Below are 16,146 nucleotides of genomic sequence, written 5' to 3'. Positions count from 1 at the left end.
GTGATCAAGAGGTTTTGGTCATGGGGAGTCGTTCCGGTGACGCAAACCTCTTGATCACCGGGGCGGAGCGGAGCGGGGTGGGGAGGGGAGGGGTGGGGTGGGGGTTAGCGGCCGCCGGCGGAGCGGTAGTGGGTTTTCTCGGCGGTGGCGAGGCTGAAGGTCTGCCGGGCGGCGGGTAGTGGGACGACCACCAGGCCGGGGCGGTCCACCAGGCGGGGGGTGCCGGGGGGGACCGACAGGGACGCGTCCCGGTTGCCCCGCCAGGTCAGCACCACGAGCGGTTGCCCCGGCACCGGCAACACGTAGGTCTGGAGGGGGTTGGACCGGTCGGCGGGCGAGACCACCGGCCCGCCGTCCCCGGCCGGGCGGTAGACCACCGCGGTCATCGTCCCCGCGTCGGTCTCCCAGGTCAGCTGCTCCAGGTCACCGGGGTCGTTCCCGCCGCCCAGCGCCATCTCGCCGATCGCCCGGACGGCGACCTTCTCCATCGGCCACGACTCGGGGACCGACCGGGGTGCGTCCCGGTCGCCGATCCGGCGCGGAATGCTCCCGAACGGCCCCTGCTCGCCGGCGAGCATGCAGGTGTCCAGCCCGTCGAGGGCCCGACGGCCGGAACCGGTCTCGTCCCGGACCAGCGGGTACCTCGGGTCGACGGTGGCGGTGCCCAGGTCGAGCAGGCGATCGGCGGCCCGGCCCCGGGGCAGCGACTCGGTGGCCCGCAGCGTCACCGTCACCGGCACCGCCCGGCAGTCGGGCACCTTGACCGGGGTGGTGAGCCCGTCGGTCAGCATCAGTGCCCGGCCGTCCGGGCCGAGCAGTCGTTCCACCCGGCCGGAGGTCAGGTAGCGCCGACCGTCGGGCAGGTGCAGCGGGAGCACGTCGGCGTAGACCAGGTAACCCGGGTCGGTGTACTCGCTGGCCCGGCTGACCTCGTACCGGCCCTTGTGGCCGGTGAGCTGGAGCAGCCAGGAGGCGGACTCCCCGGGCACGTCGGCGGCGACCAGCGCCACCGGGACGCCGTCGACCTCGCCCGACCAGAGGATACCGGAGGACGGCAGGTGGACCCGGTCGTCGACCGGTGAGCGCCAGGCGCGGACCGCCTCGGTCACCGCCGTGGTCGCGGTGGCGTCCCCGGCGAGCGAACCGCGCGGCGGCCACACCGCCCGGGTACCGTCCAGGCTGTCGTAACCCACCCGCAGCTCGCGGGCCTGGCGTTCGGCGATCGGACCGCAGGCCGGGACGGCCAGCAACAGGCCGACCAGCGCGGTGACAGTCGTGCCGCGACGGCGAACCGAAGCCATCTGTACGCCCCCGATCGCGTCGCCGTCGTTGTCGGAAGCCCACATCGTACGCAACGCCCGGTGACGGCCCGCAGCCGTGCCCCCGACGACCACAAGGGACACCAAAGTGAATTTCGGACTATTTCCCGGCTCCGGTAGACTCCGCCGACTGTGACGTCTGCCGAGCCCCGTGGCGCCTCCGCACCGGCCCCCGACGACTCCGGGGGCTCCGCCCGCGGCACGACGGCCACCGCGACAGCGCCCCCACCCGTGACCCGTACCACCCCCGTCGACCTGCGTAACTCAGGCGTAACAGCACCGGTGGACCGGACGGTCGGGGCGTCGCCGGTCGACGTGCCACCCATGCGGACGGCACCCGACGGGACGGCCCCGGAGCGGGTGGCCGCCGCCGAGGGGGTGGCGGCGGTGGGCGTACCGGAGAAGAGGTCGGCGGGCACGGAGGGTGACGGCGCGATGCCTGCCGTGTGGTGGCGGCGCTGGCGCTGGACGGCCCGCCGCAAGGACCTGGTGGTCTACGGCATCTTCCTGGTCGTCGCGCTCTGGGTGACCAGCCGGATCTGGATCGACCCGGCCGGCCGGGTGGCCTCGCTCTACAGCAGCGACCCGGCGCAGGTGCAGTTCTTCCTCGCCCACTCGGTACGGGTGGTGCTGCACGGGGAGTTCCCGTTCTACACCGACCAGTTCAACTTCCCCGACGGCGTCAACCTGATGGCCAACACGGCGGTGCTGGCGCTGGGCATCCCGATGGTGCCGGTCACCCTGCTGTTCGGGCCGGCGGTCTCCTTCGTGGTGCTTGTCACCCTCGGCCTCGCCGGCACCGCCGCCGCCTGGTACCACGTGCTGTCCCGGCACCTGGTGCGGCGGCGGCTCGCCGCGGCGGTCGGCGGCTGGTTCTGCGGGTTCTCCCCGGCGATGCTCTCGCACGCCAACTGGCACCCCAACATCATCAGTCAGTTCCTGTTGCCGTTCATCGTGTGGCGGGTGATGGTGCTGACCCGCTCCACCCGGCCGCTGCGCGACGGGCTGCTGCTCGCCCTGCTGGTCACCGGCCAGGCGTTCATCAACGAGGAGATCCTGCTCTTCACCGCCATGGCCTGCGGCATCTTCCTGATCGCCATGGTGGCCCAGCGGCCGGCGCTCTGGTCGGCGGCGTGGCGACCGCTGGCCAAGGGGCTGGCCGCCTGCGCGGTGCTGGCCGGGGCGCTGCTGGCGTACCCGCTCTACGTCCAGTTCGCCGGGCCGATGGCCTACCACGGGCTCAGCGACGCGGTGCAGGACTACGGCAACGACATCGCGGCCTTCTTCGCCCCCGGCTCGCCCACCTTCGGCGGCAACGAACGGGCCAACGTCAACCTGGCCCCGAACTACTCCGAGGAGAACGCCTTCTTCGGCTGGAGTCTGTCGTTGATCGCCGTCGGCATCGTGCTCTGGCTGCGCCGGGAGCGGCTGGTCCGGGCGCTCGCCGTCACCGGCGCGTTCTTCGCCCTGCTCTCCCTCGGCGAGCGGATCTCCTGGTGGGGGCGGGACCTGGTCACCGGGCCGTGGGAACTGCTCGTGCGGTTGCCACTGCTGGACGCGGTGGTGCCCACCCGGTTCGCCCTGATCACCTCGGTGGTGATCGGCATGCTGCTGGCGCTGGCCGTGCAGCGGGCCTGGACGCTGCGCGGCGCGCAGTGGCGGCACGCCAAGACCGTCACGGTGGCCGCCCTGGTGCTGGCCCTGCTGCCGATCGTGCCGATGCCGCTGAAGGTGACCTCCCGCCCGCCGGTGCCGGACTTCATCACCGCCGACCGCTGGCGGGAGTACGTCGGCCCCGGGCAGACCCTGGTGCCGGTGCCCGTGCCCAGCATGGGCAACACCCACGGCATGCGGTGGGCGGCGGCCACCAACCTCGAGTTCAAGATCCCCGGCGGCTACTTCCTCGCCCCGCGCAACGGCAACACCGGCGACCCGGGTCGGTTCGGCGGGCGGCCCAGCGGCATCGGGCAGCTGCTCGACGAGGTCGCCACCACCGGCCGGACCACCAAGCTGGACGACAGGCAGCGGCGGCGCAGCCTGGACGAGCTGCGGCACTGGAACGCCGCCGTGCTGGTGCTGCCGCTGCGCCAGCACCACGCCGAGCCGCTGCGCCGGACCGTCGAGCAGCTGGTCGGCCCCGCCCGCCGGGAACTCGACGTGTGGGTGTGGGACGTCCGGCCGCTGTCCGCCCGGACCGCCTGAGCCCTACGCCGACCCGGAGCGGTCCGGGCCGGTCCGTCCCCGCCGGCCGGGAGCCGGCGGGGACGGACCGGTCGCCGGGCGGTTCAGTCGACCAGGGGGCGGACGTCCCAGAGCCAGACGTCGTCGACCCGCTGCGCCGGGCCGAGCAGGCCGGTCATCAGGTCCCGGAGCACCGCCTCGCGGGGGTGGGCGCCCAGCACCACCACCGACGCCTTCCAGAACCGTAGGTCAGCCACTGCCTGACGGCGGTTCTCCTCGGTCAGCGCGGGCACCGTGCCGGCGTCCATGGTGGCGTAGATCAGGGTGCTGGTCGGCCGGTTGGGGGCACCGAAGACGCCTTGGCCCAGCTCGTTCGGGCCGATGAAGTAGCCCCCGGGCACCGGGAACTCGTGCCCGGTCAGCGCGCTCCAGCGCAGCGTGGGCAGGCCGTGCACGTTGCTCGGGATCGGCACCGGCACCAGGGTCCGCCCGGCCGGCACGTACGGCCGCCAGCCGCCGGCGGTGACGAAGTGCGGCGGCAGGTCGATGTGCTGCGCGGGCAACGGACGGGGGAACAGCGGCAGCACGGCGAGCGTGATCGCGGCGTACCCGACCGGCCGGACCCAGCGGCGACGGCCCGGGGTCCCGGCAGGGGCGGCCGGGGTGGGGTCGTCGGCGGCGCTGCGCGGTGCGGGCACCCGGGACCGTCCGGGGCCGCCGACCGCGTCCCAGGCCAGGGCGAGCAGGACGCCGACCGCCCCGGTCACCACCAGGGTCAGCCGGGTCGGCATCATCATCTCGACGAGCGGCAGGTCGTCCGGGATGTACGCCCACGGCCCGTCGACGGTGGTCTCCACCCCGTCGAACCGCACCTTCGGGCCGATCGCCGCGACGGTGAAGACCACCACCAGCACCCCGGCGATCCGGGCGGCCAGCGAGCGCCGCCAGAGCAGCACCAGGGCGGCCAGCACGACGAGCACCAGCGGCCAGCCGAACCAGGTGTTCTGCTCGGTCAGGCCGATGGTCTTCTCGACCGCCTCGTCCCCGGCGACGGTGTCCCGGGCGAAGGTGACGAAGGCCATCAGGTCCTCGCCCCAGTTGTGGAACACCCCGCCCTGCAGCCCCCGGTAGGACTGCGGGCCGTTGAACTGGTACCAGATCGGGTAGGCGGTGATCAGCAGTGCCACCCCGCCGCCCACCCCGAGCGTGGCCAGGAAGCCGCCGGCGCGCGCGCGGGCCCCGCCGGGCCGCTGCACCACGTACGCCACCACCGCCACCAGGCAGGCCAGCGCGGTGAGCAGCAGCATCTCCTCGTTGATGAAGATCTGGTACGCCACCAGCAGGCCCAGCACCACCCCGTCGCGCCGCCACCGGCCGGGCCGGCCCGCCCGCAGCACCCGGGCCACGATCACCGGAAGCAGGAAGTTGGAGACGAAGTTGGGCTGCCCGTTGGCGTGGTGCACGATGCCCGGCGCGAAACCGAGGAACGCGCCGCCGACGAACGCGCCGGCCCGCGAGCGCACCAGGTGCCGGGAGAACATCCAGTACGAGGTGGCCGCCGTCGCGGCGAGCGCCCCGCCCAGATAGAGCGCGTACGTCACCTGCGGGCCGAACAGCAGGGTGACCGGGGCCAGCGGGATGGTCATGCCGAGCAGCGAGGTGTTCGCCATCATGTTCACCCCGTCCGGGGCGTTCTGCCGGGCGCTGAACAGCGGGTTCTCCAGGTGCCGCACCGAGTACGCGCCATGGGTGAACAGCCACTCGAACCAGCTGTGGTCGGTCGGCAGGTGGGACGACACCCGGTGTTGCACGTCCACCCAGTAGTTCAGGCACACGAGAACGCCGATCAGCGCATAGGCTCCGATGGCGAGCACGTCGGCCCGGCCCGGCCGTCGTCGCGGTCGCCCGTGCGGGTCGTTCGCGTCGGGTGCGACCGCGTCGGGCGCGGACGTCGGGTTCAACGAGGGATCTACCACCGGCACGGCCACGACGGGCCATCGTACAGGCGGCGGCGGGTCGGTCCGGCGACCCGGTGTGCGGCGATCCGCGTCCACCGGCCGGCATGGTGGTCGGTGGGGTGTGGCGGTCGAAAGAGGGTGTGCGTGACGGTCATCGATCTGGGTGAGCTCCGCGACGCCGGGCCGGAGCCGCCCGGTCCCGCGCCCCGGGCCGTCGGCCGACCGCTGCGACTCGCCGCGGTGCTGGCGTTCATCCTGCTGGTGCTGACCGCTGCCGCGCCGGTGGAGCACCGGGCGGCCTTCGTGCTGCCGGCCTCCCTCGGCACGTCGGTGCTGCTCCACGACGGGGAGGTCTTCCTGCACGCCCCGACCGGCGATCCGACCGCCCCGGGTCGGTTGAGCGCCTGGACGATCCCCACCTCACCCCGGGCGCGGCCGGTGCGGCGGTGGCAGGTGCCGGTGCCGGTGACCAGCGGGTCCGGGACGCTGCGCCGGCACGGCGACCTGTTGCTGGTCACCGGCACCGCCGGCGGACCGAACGGGGCTTACCAGACGTTCGCCTACGATCGGGAGAGCGGCAGGCTGCGCTGGCAGCGGACGGGGATTGGCGAGTCGGCAGGAGCCGACCTGCTCTTCTCCGAACTCGGTCCGGAGGGGCCGATGACTGTCCACTCCGTCGATCCGTCGACCGGCCGGGACCGCTGGTCGGCGTCGATGTCGCCGGCAGCCACCCTGTACCGGACGGCGGCCGACGGTGTGGACCGGATCGTGACTGTGAAACCGCCCGGCCCGGTCGAGGTCTGGGACGCCCGGCGCGGGGTACGTCTGCACCGTGCGCAGCTCGACCACGAGGGAACGCCGTCGAACACCGGGTTCGAGATCGTCGGCGACCTGCTGCTCGCCGTCCAGGCGAACACCGGCCGACTCACCGGGTACGGCCTCGACGGGCTGGACCGTCGATGGGAGGTGCCGTTGACGACGCCGGTGTTCACCACCCCGTGCGGGTCGCTGCTCTGCGCACTCGGCGTGGCCGGCGGGGTACGGGCGTTGGACCCGGCGACCGGGCGGACGGTCTGGCAGGACGCCCGTTGGGGGTTCGACAGCGGGGTGTACGGCGGTCGGGTGGCGGCGAGCAGCCTGGGTGGGGGCGGCTGGCACCCGCTTGTGGTGCTCGACGTCGCCTCCGGGCGGCAGGTCGCCGACCTGGGCACCTGGAAGCTGGTCCGGCCGACCACGCCGGACGGGCCGGTGCTCGGGATACGGCCGGCCGCTGGGGGGCGGATGATGGTCGCCGACCTGGACGTGGCCGCCGCGCGGGTCCGGGTGCTCGACGTGCTGCCGGCCGTCTCCGGCGACTGCCAGAGCGATGGGGATCTGCTGCTCTGCCGGCTGGTCGACGGCGCGTTCGGAGTCTGGCGGCTGCCCCGGTGACGGTGATCGACCTGGGCGAGGTGGGTCACCCCGACGAGCCGGCCCCCCGTCCACCGCGCCGGCCCCGGGTGCGGCGTGCCGGCGGCCGTCCGGTGCCCGTCGTCCTGGTCGGCCTGTTCCTGCTGCTCACCATGGCCGGTGCGGCACCCGGGCCGACCCGGTTGGTCCCGGTGCCCGTACCGGACGTGCCGGAGCCCAGCCACCTGATCGTCGGCGACCTGCTGGTGCTCGCCTACCCGTCGGCCCTCGCACCGGCCGGCAGCCGGCAACTCATCGCCGTCGACCTGACCGACGGACGGGTCCGCTGGCAGGTGTCGCTGTCCCCCAGGCACCAACTGCTGGTGCTGGACCGGGTCGGTGACGACGTGGCGATCACCACCGACCCCGGCGGCGAACCGGTCTCGATGGTGCTCGACCACGTCGACGGGCGGGCCCGCTGGCGGCAGCCCGGCCGGGCGGTGCCCACCCGGGACGGCGGGCTGCTGCTGGAGGACGTCCACGTCGACCGGGTGGTGGTGCGGGGCGTCGACCCGGCGACCGGCGCGGTCCGCTGGACGGCCACGGCCGGAGCGGCCACCGTCGGATACCGCACGTCGGCGCGCGGCATCGAGGAACTCGTCCTGGTCACCAGCGCCGGCCTCGCCGAGGCGTACGACGTCGGCACCGGTGTACGCCGGCTCGCCTTCCCGGTGCCACCCGCCCGGGGCGACCACCACCACCTGGCGGAGCCGGTCGGTGAGCTGCTGCTCGTCGGCGGGGAACCGGACCTGCTGGCCGGGTACGACCTGGGGTCCGGGCGGCGTCGCTGGGACACGACGTCGCCGGGTGGCGGAGCGGCCCGCACCTGCGGTGATGCCGTCTGCCTCGACACGCCTTCCGGTACCCGGCTGCTCGACCCGGCGACCGGCCGGGTGCGCTGGTCCACCGGGCGGTGGTTCCCGGTCGAGTCGGTCGGGGACCGGATGGTCGCGGTCAGCGTCGACAGGCCGGAGCGGCTGGCCCTGCTCGATCCGGCTACCGGTCGGGCCGTGGCCGAGCTGGGCGGCTGGAATCTGGTGGACCGGTCGCCGCCGACCGCCCCGTACCTCGCCATCCGTCCGGTCGCCGGTGAGCGGCGGCTGCTGGCCGCGCTGGACCCCGCCGGCGGGACCCCGCGGCTGGTGGACGTGCTGCCCGGAGCATGGGACCGCTGCTCGCTCGACCAGGGGGTGCTGGTCTGCTGGCGGCAACGCAACAGCATCGGGGTGTGGCGGTTGCCCGGCTGACGGCACACCGGTCGGCCCTCCTCCGGCAGGTCGTTTGGCCGGCGGGGCTAGGTTGTCGGACAGGTCGGCGAGGAGGTCGGGATGCGGGTGCTGGTGGTCGAGGACGAACGGAACCTCGCCGACGCGATCGTGCGTGGGCTGCGCAAGCGGGGGATGGCGGTCGACGTCGCGTACGACGGGGACGCCGGCCACGAGGCGGCCTTCGTCACCCGGTACGACGTGGTGGTCCTCGACCGTGACCTGCCCGGGATGCACGGCGACCAGATCTGTGCCGAGCTGGCCGCCTCCGGCACCCTCACCCGGGTGCTGATGCTGACCGCCAGCGACACCGTCGCCGACCGGGTGGCGGGGCTGGGCCTCGGCGCGGACGACTACCTGCCCAAGCCGTTCGCCTTCGACGAGTTGGTGGCCCGGGTGCAGGCGTTGGGCCGGCGGGCCACCCCGGCCGCCCCGCCGGTGCTCCAGGTGGGTGACGTGGTGCTCGACCCGGCCCGCCGGGTGGTCACCAGGGCCGGCGCGCCGGTCGACCTGACGAACAAGGAGTTCGGTGTGCTCAGCGAGCTGGTCAAGGCGCGCGGCGCGGTGGTCTCCAGCGAGGAGCTGCTGGAACGGGTCTGGGACGCCAACACCGATCCGTTCACCACGATCGTCCGGGTCACCGTGATGACCCTGCGCAGGAAGCTCGGCGATCCGCCGCTGATCGAGACGGTGGTCGGCGCCGGCTACCGGACGGTCAACCCATGAGCGCGAGGAGTGAGCCGGTGTCGCGAGCCGGGGTCGGGTCGTGACCCGGCGGTTGCGGCCCACGCTGCGGTTGCGGTTGACCCTGCTCAACGGGGTGCTGCTGGTCGGGGCCGGGGCGATCCTGGTGGCGCTGGCCTGGTTGCTGGTCCGGGACGCGCTGCGCCCCACCGACGAGCTGCGTCCGGGCACCACCGTGCTGCTGGCCGACGGGCGTTCGTTGGACGCCGCGGTGTGGCAGCGCCAACTGGTCGATGCCGCCTCCGACGAGCTGCTGGTCAAGGGGCTGCTGGCGTTGCTGGCGATCAGCGTGGTCGGGGTGGCCGGGGCGTACTGGGTGGCCGGCCGGACGCTGCGTCCGCTGCACCAGGTCACCGCGACCGCGCGCCGGCTCGGCGAGACCACGCTCGACCAGCGGATCGGCTGGTCCGGGCCGGACGACGAGGTGGCCGAGCTGGCCCGGACCTTCGACGCGATGCTGGACCGGATCACCGCGGCATTCGAGGCGCAGAAGCGGTTCGTGGCCAACGCCTCACACGAGCTGCGTACCCCGCTGGCGGTGATGCGTACCGAGATCGACGTGACGCTCAGCGACGACGAGGCGGACACCGCCGAGTACCGCCGGATGGCCACCGTGGTGCGGGACGCCTCGGAACGCGCCAACGGCCTGGTGGACGCGCTGCTGGTGCTGGCCCGTAGCGAGGCCCAGGTGGGCCGACGGCTGGCCCGACGTACGGAATGTGATCTGGCCACCGGCACTGCCAACGCGTTGTCCGCGATGTCCCGGGAGGTGGAGCGGATCGGGCTACGGGTGCAGTCCTCGTTGCGACCGGCCCCGGTGACCGGTGACCCGGGTCTGCTGGACCGGCTGGCCGGGAACCTGATCGAGAACGCGGTGCGCTACAACCATCTGCACGGGCGGCTCTGGGTGCAGACCGGCACCGACGGGCGCTCCTCGTGGCTGGCGGTACGAAACACCGGCTTCGAGGTGGACCAGGCCGACGTGCCGGGGCTGTTCGAGCCGTTCCGTCGGGGTGGCCGGGAACGGACGGGAGCCCGTGGTTCCGGGCTGGGCCTGTCCATCGTCCGGGCGGTCTGCGACGCACACGGCGGCACCGTCCGGGTCGTCGCACAGAAGGGTGGAGGGCTGGAGGTGACGGTCACGCTGCCCTCGGCCGACCAAGTCCCCAGTTGACCGGTCCCACTGCTTCGGAGGCAGACCCGTGAGCGTACGAATCCACAACATCAGCATCGACTGTCACGACACCTACGCCCTGTCCGGTTTCTGGGCGCAGGTCTTCGAGTGCCCCCGCCAACCCGACGACTTCCCCGGCGACACGGAGGCGATGCTCCTGCCCGAGGGCGGACCGGAGGTGCTCTTCCTGGCCGTACCGGAGGGCAAGTCGGTCAAGAACCGCCTGCACCTCGACCTGGAGCCGATCGACCGGACCCGGGACGAGGAGGTCGCGCGGTTGCTCGCCGTCGGTGCCGTCCAGGTCGACGACCGCCGTCGGGCGGACGGTGCCGGCTGGGTGGTGCTGGCCGACCCGGAGGGCAACGAGTTCTGCGTCCTGCGCAGCGCCGCCGAGCGGGCCGCTACGACCGGCTGACGCTGCGCTGACGCCGACGGGCCCCGTCCACCTTCTGGTGGACGGGGCCCGTCGGGGCGACCGGTGGGTCAGCCCTTCTTCTCGATCTGCCCGCGCATCGTGACGAACTCGGACTTCAGGTTGGCTGCCGACTTGTAGTACTGCACGATGAGGCCGACGCTGCCCTTGTCCGCCCAGAGGCAGACGCCGAGCGGGACGCCCTCGCTGTTGCCGTCGCCGCACTTGGCGTCGCCACCGAGCGGGCCGGCGTCCACGGGGGACATGTTGGTGACCTTCAGTTCGCTGGCGATGCCCGTGACGGCGTCGTCCAGTTCCTTCTTGGGGTCGGCCATCACGCCGGAGGCCGCGGCGATCATCAGCAGGTCCTGCTTGGCCGGGTCACCGTAGAAGGCGCCGGCGGTGCCCGTCTCGTTCTGTACGGATTTCTTCATCTCGGTGACCAGCCCGTCGGCGACCGCCTTCAGCCCCGGGTCGGTGGCCTGCGGGCGGCCGGCCAGGGTGGCCGGGGCGGAGACCGTCGTGTTGGCGGCGTCCACCACCTCCTTGACGTCGTCCTTGAGGGCGAAGGCGGCGATGGCGGCGCCACCGAGGCAGAGCACCAACAGCACGGCCAGCACGATCAGCACGATCTTGACGGCGGACCGCTTCTTCGCCGGCGGTGCGGGCGGGCCGGCGTACGGCGGTGCGCTGCCGGCGTCCGGCTGCTGCGGGTAGCCGCCCTGCTGCGGGTAGCCGCCCTGCGGCGTACCGCCGTCCGGCGCGGGGGCGGCTGGGCTGGTCGGGGGCTGGGACATCAGGTCTACTCCAGAATTTCGTGGGTGAGGCCGGATGATCTTAGCCAGAGTGACCGACATTCACCGGCCCGCGCCCGCCGGCCCGCCCGCCGCCGCCCTGTCCACCGCCGGGTCAGTCCCGCTTCTCGATCTGGCCCCGGAGGGCGGCGAACTCGGACTTCGCCTTGGTCGCGGAGGAGAAGTACATGACGATCATGCCGACGCTGCCGTGGTCGGCCCAGACGCAGACGCCGAGCGCGATGCCGGACGCCTTGCCGTCACCGCACTTGGCCACCCCGCCCAGCGGCCCCGGCTCGATCGTCGACATCTTCTTGACCGCCAGCGAACTGCCCAGACCCTTGACCGCGTCCTCCAGCTCCTGCTCGGGGAGGATGACCGGGCCGGACGCGCCGGCCATCATCACCATGTTGCGGCCGGCCGCGCTGCCGTAGAAGGCGCTGACCGCGCCGGTCTCGTTGCGTACTTCGGACTTCATGTCGCGGACCATCTGGTCGGCGATACGGCGCAGCTCAGGGTCGGTGCTCTTGGACCTGCCACCGAGGGTCGCCGGGGTCACCAGCCGGATCGGGCCGGGGTCGTCGGCCTCCTCGGAGGGGGTGGGCTCGGGGGTCGGGCTCTCCGTCTCGACCGGGGTGGGGCTGGGGGTGGGCGACGCGGCCCCGGTGGGCGTCGGCGTCGGCGTCGGCTCGGTGTCGTTGTCGTCACCGAGGGCGACCCAGGCGAGACCGCCGCCGCCGAGGCAGAGCACCAGCAGCCCGACGAGCCCGAGCGAGAGCAGCAGCGGCAGCTTCGACCGCTGCGGGGCCGGTCCGTGCGGAGGGTGGTACGGCGTACCGGCGAAGCCGGAGTACTGCTGAGGGGCCGGATCGGGATAGCCGCCCGGCCCGGGGGCGCCCGGATACCCGGGTTGCGGTGCGCCGGGGTAGCCGGGCTGCGGTGCGCCGGGATACCCCGACTGCGGTGCGCCCGGGTAACCGGGCTGCGGGGGGTTCGGGTAGCCGGGCTGTGGAGCGCCGGGGTAACCGGAGGGTGGGCCGGACTGTGGTGCGCCGGGGTAACCGGAATGCGGCGCGCCGGGCGGGCCGGACTGCGGTGCGTGGGGGTAGCCGGGCGGGCCGGACTGCGGTGCGTGGGGGTAGCCGCCCTGGCCCGGATCGGGCTGCCAGCCACCGTACTGCGGGGCGGGGTAGGGGTCGGCCGGTGGCCCGGACTGGGGGTCGGCCGGCCAGCCGCCGGGCTGCCCGGTCGGTGCCGGCGGGTACGGCGTGGTGGGCCAGCCGCCGCCCTCCGGCGGGGTGTGCGGGGGTGGGGTGGGGGTGTGCGGACCGTCGGGCGCAGACGGGTAGTGACCGGTGGGCGAGCCGTGCTCCGGCTGCCCGGACCAGGGATCGACCGGCGGTGAGGTCATCAGATCAGCTCCAGGCGAGGGTGAGAACGCGTGATCGTAGCCAGACGGAGCCCGGCCGCGCAGCCCCCCGAGTCTGACGAGGGTACGCAAACGACGATCGCGGGGGAGCGGGGGATGACTCAGGCGCGCAGGCTGGCGACCCCACGCGGCAGGAAGCGCTTACCGGTGACCCGCTCGGCGGTGCCGGTCCGGTCCAGGTAGGGGGTGATCCCGCCCAGGTGGAACGGCCAGCCGGCACCGAGGATCAGGCACAGGTCGATGTCCTGCGCCTCGGCGACGACACCCTCGTCGAGCATCAGCCGGGTCTCCTGGGCCAGCGCGTCGAGCGCGTTCTGTCGCACCTGCTCGGCGGTGAGCGGCTGGTCGCCGACCACGAGCAGCGTGGCCACGTCGTCGTTGATCCGGTCCTCGACGACGATCGGCTGGCCCGATTCGGCGATCCGCCTGAGGTTCTCGCTGACCGGGTACCGGTCCGGGTACGCCGCGTGCAGGGTGCCGCCCACGTGGTAAGCCACGGCCGGCCCGACCAACTGGAGCAGGGCGAGCGGACGCATCGGCAGCCCCAACGGGTCCAGTGCGCTGTTCGCCACCTCCAGCGGGGTGCCCGCGTCGACAGCGGCGAACACGGTGCCGAGGAAGCGGGTGAGCAGCCGGTTGACCACGAACGCCGGGGCGTCCTTGACCAGCACCGAGGACTTCTTCAACCCCTTGCCCACCGCGAACGCGGTGGCCAGGGTGGCGTCGTCGGTCCGTTCGCCCCGGACGATCTCCAGTAGCGGCAGCACGGCGACCGGGTTGAAGAAGTGGAAGCCCACCAGGCGCTGCGGGTGCTCCAGCTCGGCGGCCATCGCGGTGATCGACAGCGACGAGGTGTTGGTGGCGAGCACCGCCTCCGGCGAGACGATCTTCTCCAGCTCGGCCCAGACCTGCTTCTTGACGTCCAGGTCCTCGAAGACCGCCTCGATGACGAAGTCGGCGTCGGCGAAGACGGACTTGTCGACCGAGCCGGAGACCAGGCCGTACAGCTTGGCGGCGGTGCCCTTGTCCATCCGGCCCTTGGTGACGGCCTTCTCGATCTGGGTGTGCACGTAGCCGACACCCTTGTCGACCCGCGACTGGTCCAGGTCGGTCAGCACGACCGGCACCTGGAGGCGGCGGGCGAACAGCAGCGCGAGCTGGCTGGCCATCAGGCCGGCGCCGACGATGCCGACCTTGGTGACCGGCCGGGCCAGGCCCTTGTCCGGTGCGCCGGCCGGCCGCTTGGCCCGGCGCTGCACCAGGTCGAAGGCGTACAGGCCGCTGCGCAGCTCCTCGGAGAAGATCAGGTCGGCGAGCGCCTCGTCCTCGGCGGCGGTGCCGGTGGCGAAGTCGGCGTCCTTCGCCGTCTCCAGCAGGTCCAGCGCCCGGTACGCGGCCGGGACCGCGCCGTGCAACCGCTGGTCCAGGGTCTGCCGGGCGAAGTACAGCACGCCCGCCCACATGTCCTTGTCGACCTCGGGCCGGGTCACCGTGACCGCGCCCCGGACCACGCCGGCGGCCCACTCCAGGGACCGCTCCAGGAAGTCGGCCGGCTCCAGCAGCACGTCCGCGATGCCCAGCTCGGCAGCCTGCTTCGGCTTGAGCATCTTGTTCTGCGTCAGCGGGTTCTGGATGATCACCTGGGTGGCGGCGGGGATGCCGATCAGGTTCGGCAGCAGCTGGGTGCCGCCCCACCCGGGGACCAGGCCGAGCGAGACCTCGGGCAGCGCGAGGGCCGCCGCGCCGCCGGACAGCGTCCGGTAGTGGCAGTGCAGGGCCAGTTCCAGGCCGCCGCCCATCGCCGCGCCGTTGACGAAGGCGAAGGTGGGCACGGCGCTGTCCTTGAGCCGGGCGAAGACCCGGTGACCGAGCCGGCCGATCTCCAGCGCCTGCGCCCGGTCCGCGAGGGCCGGGAGGCCGACGATGTCCGCGCCGACACAGAAGATGTACGGCTTGCCGGTGACCGCGACGAACGCCGGGTCGGCGGCCAGCGCGGCGGTGATCGCCTCGTCGAGGCTGGCCAGGCCGGCCGGGCCGAAGGTGTTCGGCTTGGTGTGGTCGAGGCCGTTGTCCAGGGTGATCAGGGCGGCCGGGCGGTCCAGCCCCGGCACGCTCACCTGCCGCAGCAGCGCCCGGGTGACGACCTCGTTCGGTGCAGCCAGGCTCATTTGTCTCCACCCTCCCAGTTCGGGTTCTCCCAGATGACCGTGCCGCCCATGCCGATGCCGATGCACATGGCGGTGACGCCGTAGCGCACCTCGGGGTGCTCGGCGAACTGCCGGGCGAGCTGCGTCATCAGCCGTACGCCGGAGGAGGCGAGCGGGTGGCCGATGGCGATCGCGCCGCCCCACGGGTTGACCCGGGGGTCGTCGTCGGCGATGCCGAAGTGGTCGAGGAAGGCCAGCACCTGCACGGCGAACGCCTCGTTCAGCTCGAACAGGCCGATGTCGTCGATGCTGAGGCCGGCGATGCGCAGCGCCTTCTCGGTCGACGGGATCGGGCCGACCCCCATCACCTCGGGTTCCACCCCGACGTAGCCGTACGACACCAACCGCATGGCGACCGGCAGGCCCAGTTCACGGGCGGTGGCCTCGTCGGCGAGCAGGCTGGCGGTGGCGCCGTCGTTCAGGCCGGCCGCGTTGCCGGCGGTGACCTTGCCGTGCGGGCGGAACGGGGTCTTCAGGGTGGCCAGCTTCGCAAGCGAGGTCTCCCGGGGCGCCTCGTCGGCGGTGGCCAGGCCCCAACCGCCCTCGGCGTCGCGGATCGCGACCGGCACCAGGTCGTCCTGCAACTTGCCGTCGGCGTACGCCTTGGCGGTCTTGAGCTGCGAGGCGAGCGCGAACGCGTCGGTGCGCTCCCTGGTGACGTGCGGGACCCGGTCGTGCAGGTTCTCCGCGGTGGCCCCCATCACCAGGGCGGACGGGTCGACCAGCTTCTCCGCGATGATCCGCGGATTGGGGTCGACGCCCTCGCCCATCGGGTGCCGGCCCATGTGCTCGACGCCACCGGCGATGGCGATGTCGTACGCGCCCATGGCGATGCCACCGGCGACGGCGGTGACGGCGGTCATCGCGCCGGCGCACATCCGGTCGACGGAGAAGCCGGGGACGGTCTTGGGCAGGCCGGACAGCAGGGCGGCGGTGCGGCCGATGGTGAGGCCCTGGTCGCCGATCTGGGTGGTGGCGGCGACGGCCACCTCCTCGACCCGCTCCGGGGGCAGCTGGGGGTTGCGGCGCAGCAGCTCACGAATGCAGCGGATCACCAGATCGTCGGCGCGGGTGTTGGCGTACATGCCACCCGCCTTGCCGAACGGGGTGCGGACACCGTCGACGAAGACGACATCCCGAACTTCTCGGGGCACTTGGAGCCTCCTCTTCGACCACGACCCGGCCGCAGCGCCGCGGGGCGGCGGCACGGGCCG

General features: G+C 73.2%; 12 protein-coding genes. 6 read left to right on the top strand and 6 right to left on the bottom strand.

The features are described from left to right. Positions 1–104 precede the first annotated feature (104 nt). A complete protein-coding gene (locus AC0AIB_RS16480; RefSeq protein ID WP_465096997.1) occupies positions 105–1,301 on the bottom strand; it encodes a hypothetical protein in 1,197 nt (398 codons plus the stop codon). A gap of 453 nt (positions 1,302–1,754) precedes the next feature. On the opposite strand from AC0AIB_RS16480, the gene AC0AIB_RS16475 reads away from it, so the two are divergent. Next, positions 1,755–3,521 (top strand): hypothetical protein, encoded by a 1,767-nt coding sequence (locus tag AC0AIB_RS16475; RefSeq protein WP_328348876.1) that lies wholly within the window; start codon positions 1,755–1,757, stop codon positions 3,519–3,521. An 83-nt stretch (positions 3,522–3,604) separates the two neighbouring features. Here the strand turns inward: AC0AIB_RS16475 and AC0AIB_RS16470 are convergent, their stop codons facing one another. Continuing rightward, a complete protein-coding gene (locus AC0AIB_RS16470; protein WP_465096998.1) occupies positions 3,605–5,476 on the bottom strand; it encodes a DUF6311 domain-containing protein in 1,872 nt (623 codons plus the stop codon). Positions 5,477–5,602: 126 nt separating this feature from the next. Between AC0AIB_RS16470 and AC0AIB_RS16465 the strand changes: the two genes are divergently transcribed. The 5 genes from AC0AIB_RS16465 to AC0AIB_RS16445 all read left to right on the top strand — a co-directional run bounded on the left by AC0AIB_RS16465 (position 5,603) and on the right by AC0AIB_RS16445 (position 10,505). Next, positions 5,603–6,889: an outer membrane protein assembly factor BamB family protein gene (locus AC0AIB_RS16465; RefSeq protein WP_328338755.1), complete on the top strand. Its 1,287-nt coding sequence runs from the start codon at positions 5,603–5,605 to the stop codon at positions 6,887–6,889. Next, a complete protein-coding gene (locus AC0AIB_RS16460) occupies positions 6,886–8,154 on the top strand; it encodes an outer membrane protein assembly factor BamB family protein (protein ID WP_465096996.1) in 1,269 nt (422 codons plus the stop codon). The genes AC0AIB_RS16465 and AC0AIB_RS16460 overlap by 4 nt, the downstream gene beginning before the upstream one ends. An 81-nt stretch (positions 8,155–8,235) precedes the next feature. Next, the gene (locus AC0AIB_RS16455) at positions 8,236–8,898 is read left to right on the top strand and encodes a response regulator transcription factor (RefSeq protein WP_328338752.1); all 663 of its coding nucleotides are present in this window, start codon (positions 8,236–8,238) and stop codon (positions 8,896–8,898) included. A 40-nt stretch (positions 8,899–8,938) separates the two neighbouring features. After that, positions 8,939–10,090, top strand: a complete 1,152-nt coding sequence (locus AC0AIB_RS16450; protein WP_328338750.1) for a sensor histidine kinase — start codon at positions 8,939–8,941, stop codon at positions 10,088–10,090. A 28-nt stretch (positions 10,091–10,118) separates the two neighbouring features. Continuing rightward, the gene (locus tag AC0AIB_RS16445; RefSeq protein WP_328338748.1) at positions 10,119–10,505 is read left to right on the top strand and encodes a VOC family protein; all 387 of its coding nucleotides are present in this window, start codon (positions 10,119–10,121) and stop codon (positions 10,503–10,505) included. 68 nt (positions 10,506–10,573) lie between these two features. On the opposite strand, the gene AC0AIB_RS16440 is transcribed toward AC0AIB_RS16445, so the two are convergent. The 4 genes from AC0AIB_RS16440 to AC0AIB_RS16425 all read right to left on the bottom strand — a co-directional run bounded on the left by AC0AIB_RS16440 (position 10,574) and on the right by AC0AIB_RS16425 (position 16,086). Further along, positions 10,574–11,299, bottom strand: a complete 726-nt coding sequence (locus AC0AIB_RS16440) for a hypothetical protein (protein ID WP_465096995.1) — start codon at positions 11,297–11,299, stop codon at positions 10,574–10,576. A gap of 112 nt (positions 11,300–11,411) precedes the next feature. Further along, positions 11,412–12,707 (bottom strand): hypothetical protein, encoded by a 1,296-nt coding sequence (locus AC0AIB_RS16435; protein ID WP_328338741.1) that lies wholly within the window; start codon positions 12,705–12,707, stop codon positions 11,412–11,414. Between the two features lie 119 nt (positions 12,708–12,826). Further along, positions 12,827–14,893 carry a 3-hydroxyacyl-CoA dehydrogenase NAD-binding domain-containing protein gene (locus AC0AIB_RS16430; protein WP_328338740.1) on the bottom strand — a complete coding sequence of 689 codons (2,067 nt, stop codon included), beginning with the start codon at positions 14,891–14,893 and terminating at the stop codon, positions 12,827–12,829. Next, complete coding sequence (locus AC0AIB_RS16425; protein ID WP_328338739.1) at positions 14,890–16,086, bottom strand: thiolase family protein; 1,197 nt, start codon at positions 16,084–16,086, stop codon at positions 14,890–14,892. Before AC0AIB_RS16425 ends, AC0AIB_RS16430 begins: the two co-directional genes overlap by 4 nt. Positions 16,087–16,146 lie beyond the last annotated feature (60 nt).

It is taken from the genome of Micromonospora sp. DSM 43699 (assembly GCF_055517075.1).
The sequence above is the reverse complement of the archived record's forward strand: the minus strand, read 5'-3'. Positions and strand labels throughout refer to the sequence as shown.

Bases quoted from the DNA above. Each gene is read 5' to 3' on its own strand.
- AC0AIB_RS16480 (WP_465096997.1), bottom strand. From the start codon at position 1,301: ATGGCTTCGGTTCGCCGTCGCGGCACGACTGTCACCGCGCTGGTCGGC.
- AC0AIB_RS16475 (WP_328348876.1), top strand. From the start codon at position 1,755: ATGCCTGCCGTGTGGTGGCGGCGCTGGCGCTGGACGGCCCGCCGCAAG.
- AC0AIB_RS16455 (WP_328338752.1), top strand. From the start codon at position 8,236: ATGCGGGTGCTGGTGGTCGAGGACGAACGGAACCTCGCCGACGCGATC.
- AC0AIB_RS16440 (WP_465096995.1), bottom strand. From the start codon at position 11,299: ATGTCCCAGCCCCCGACCAGCCCAGCCGCCCCCGCGCCGGACGGCGGT.
- AC0AIB_RS16435 (WP_328338741.1), bottom strand. From the start codon at position 12,707: ATGACCTCACCGCCGGTCGATCCCTGGTCCGGGCAGCCGGAGCACGGC.
- AC0AIB_RS16430 (WP_328338740.1), bottom strand. From the start codon at position 14,893: ATGAGCCTGGCTGCACCGAACGAGGTCGTCACCCGGGCGCTGCTGCGG.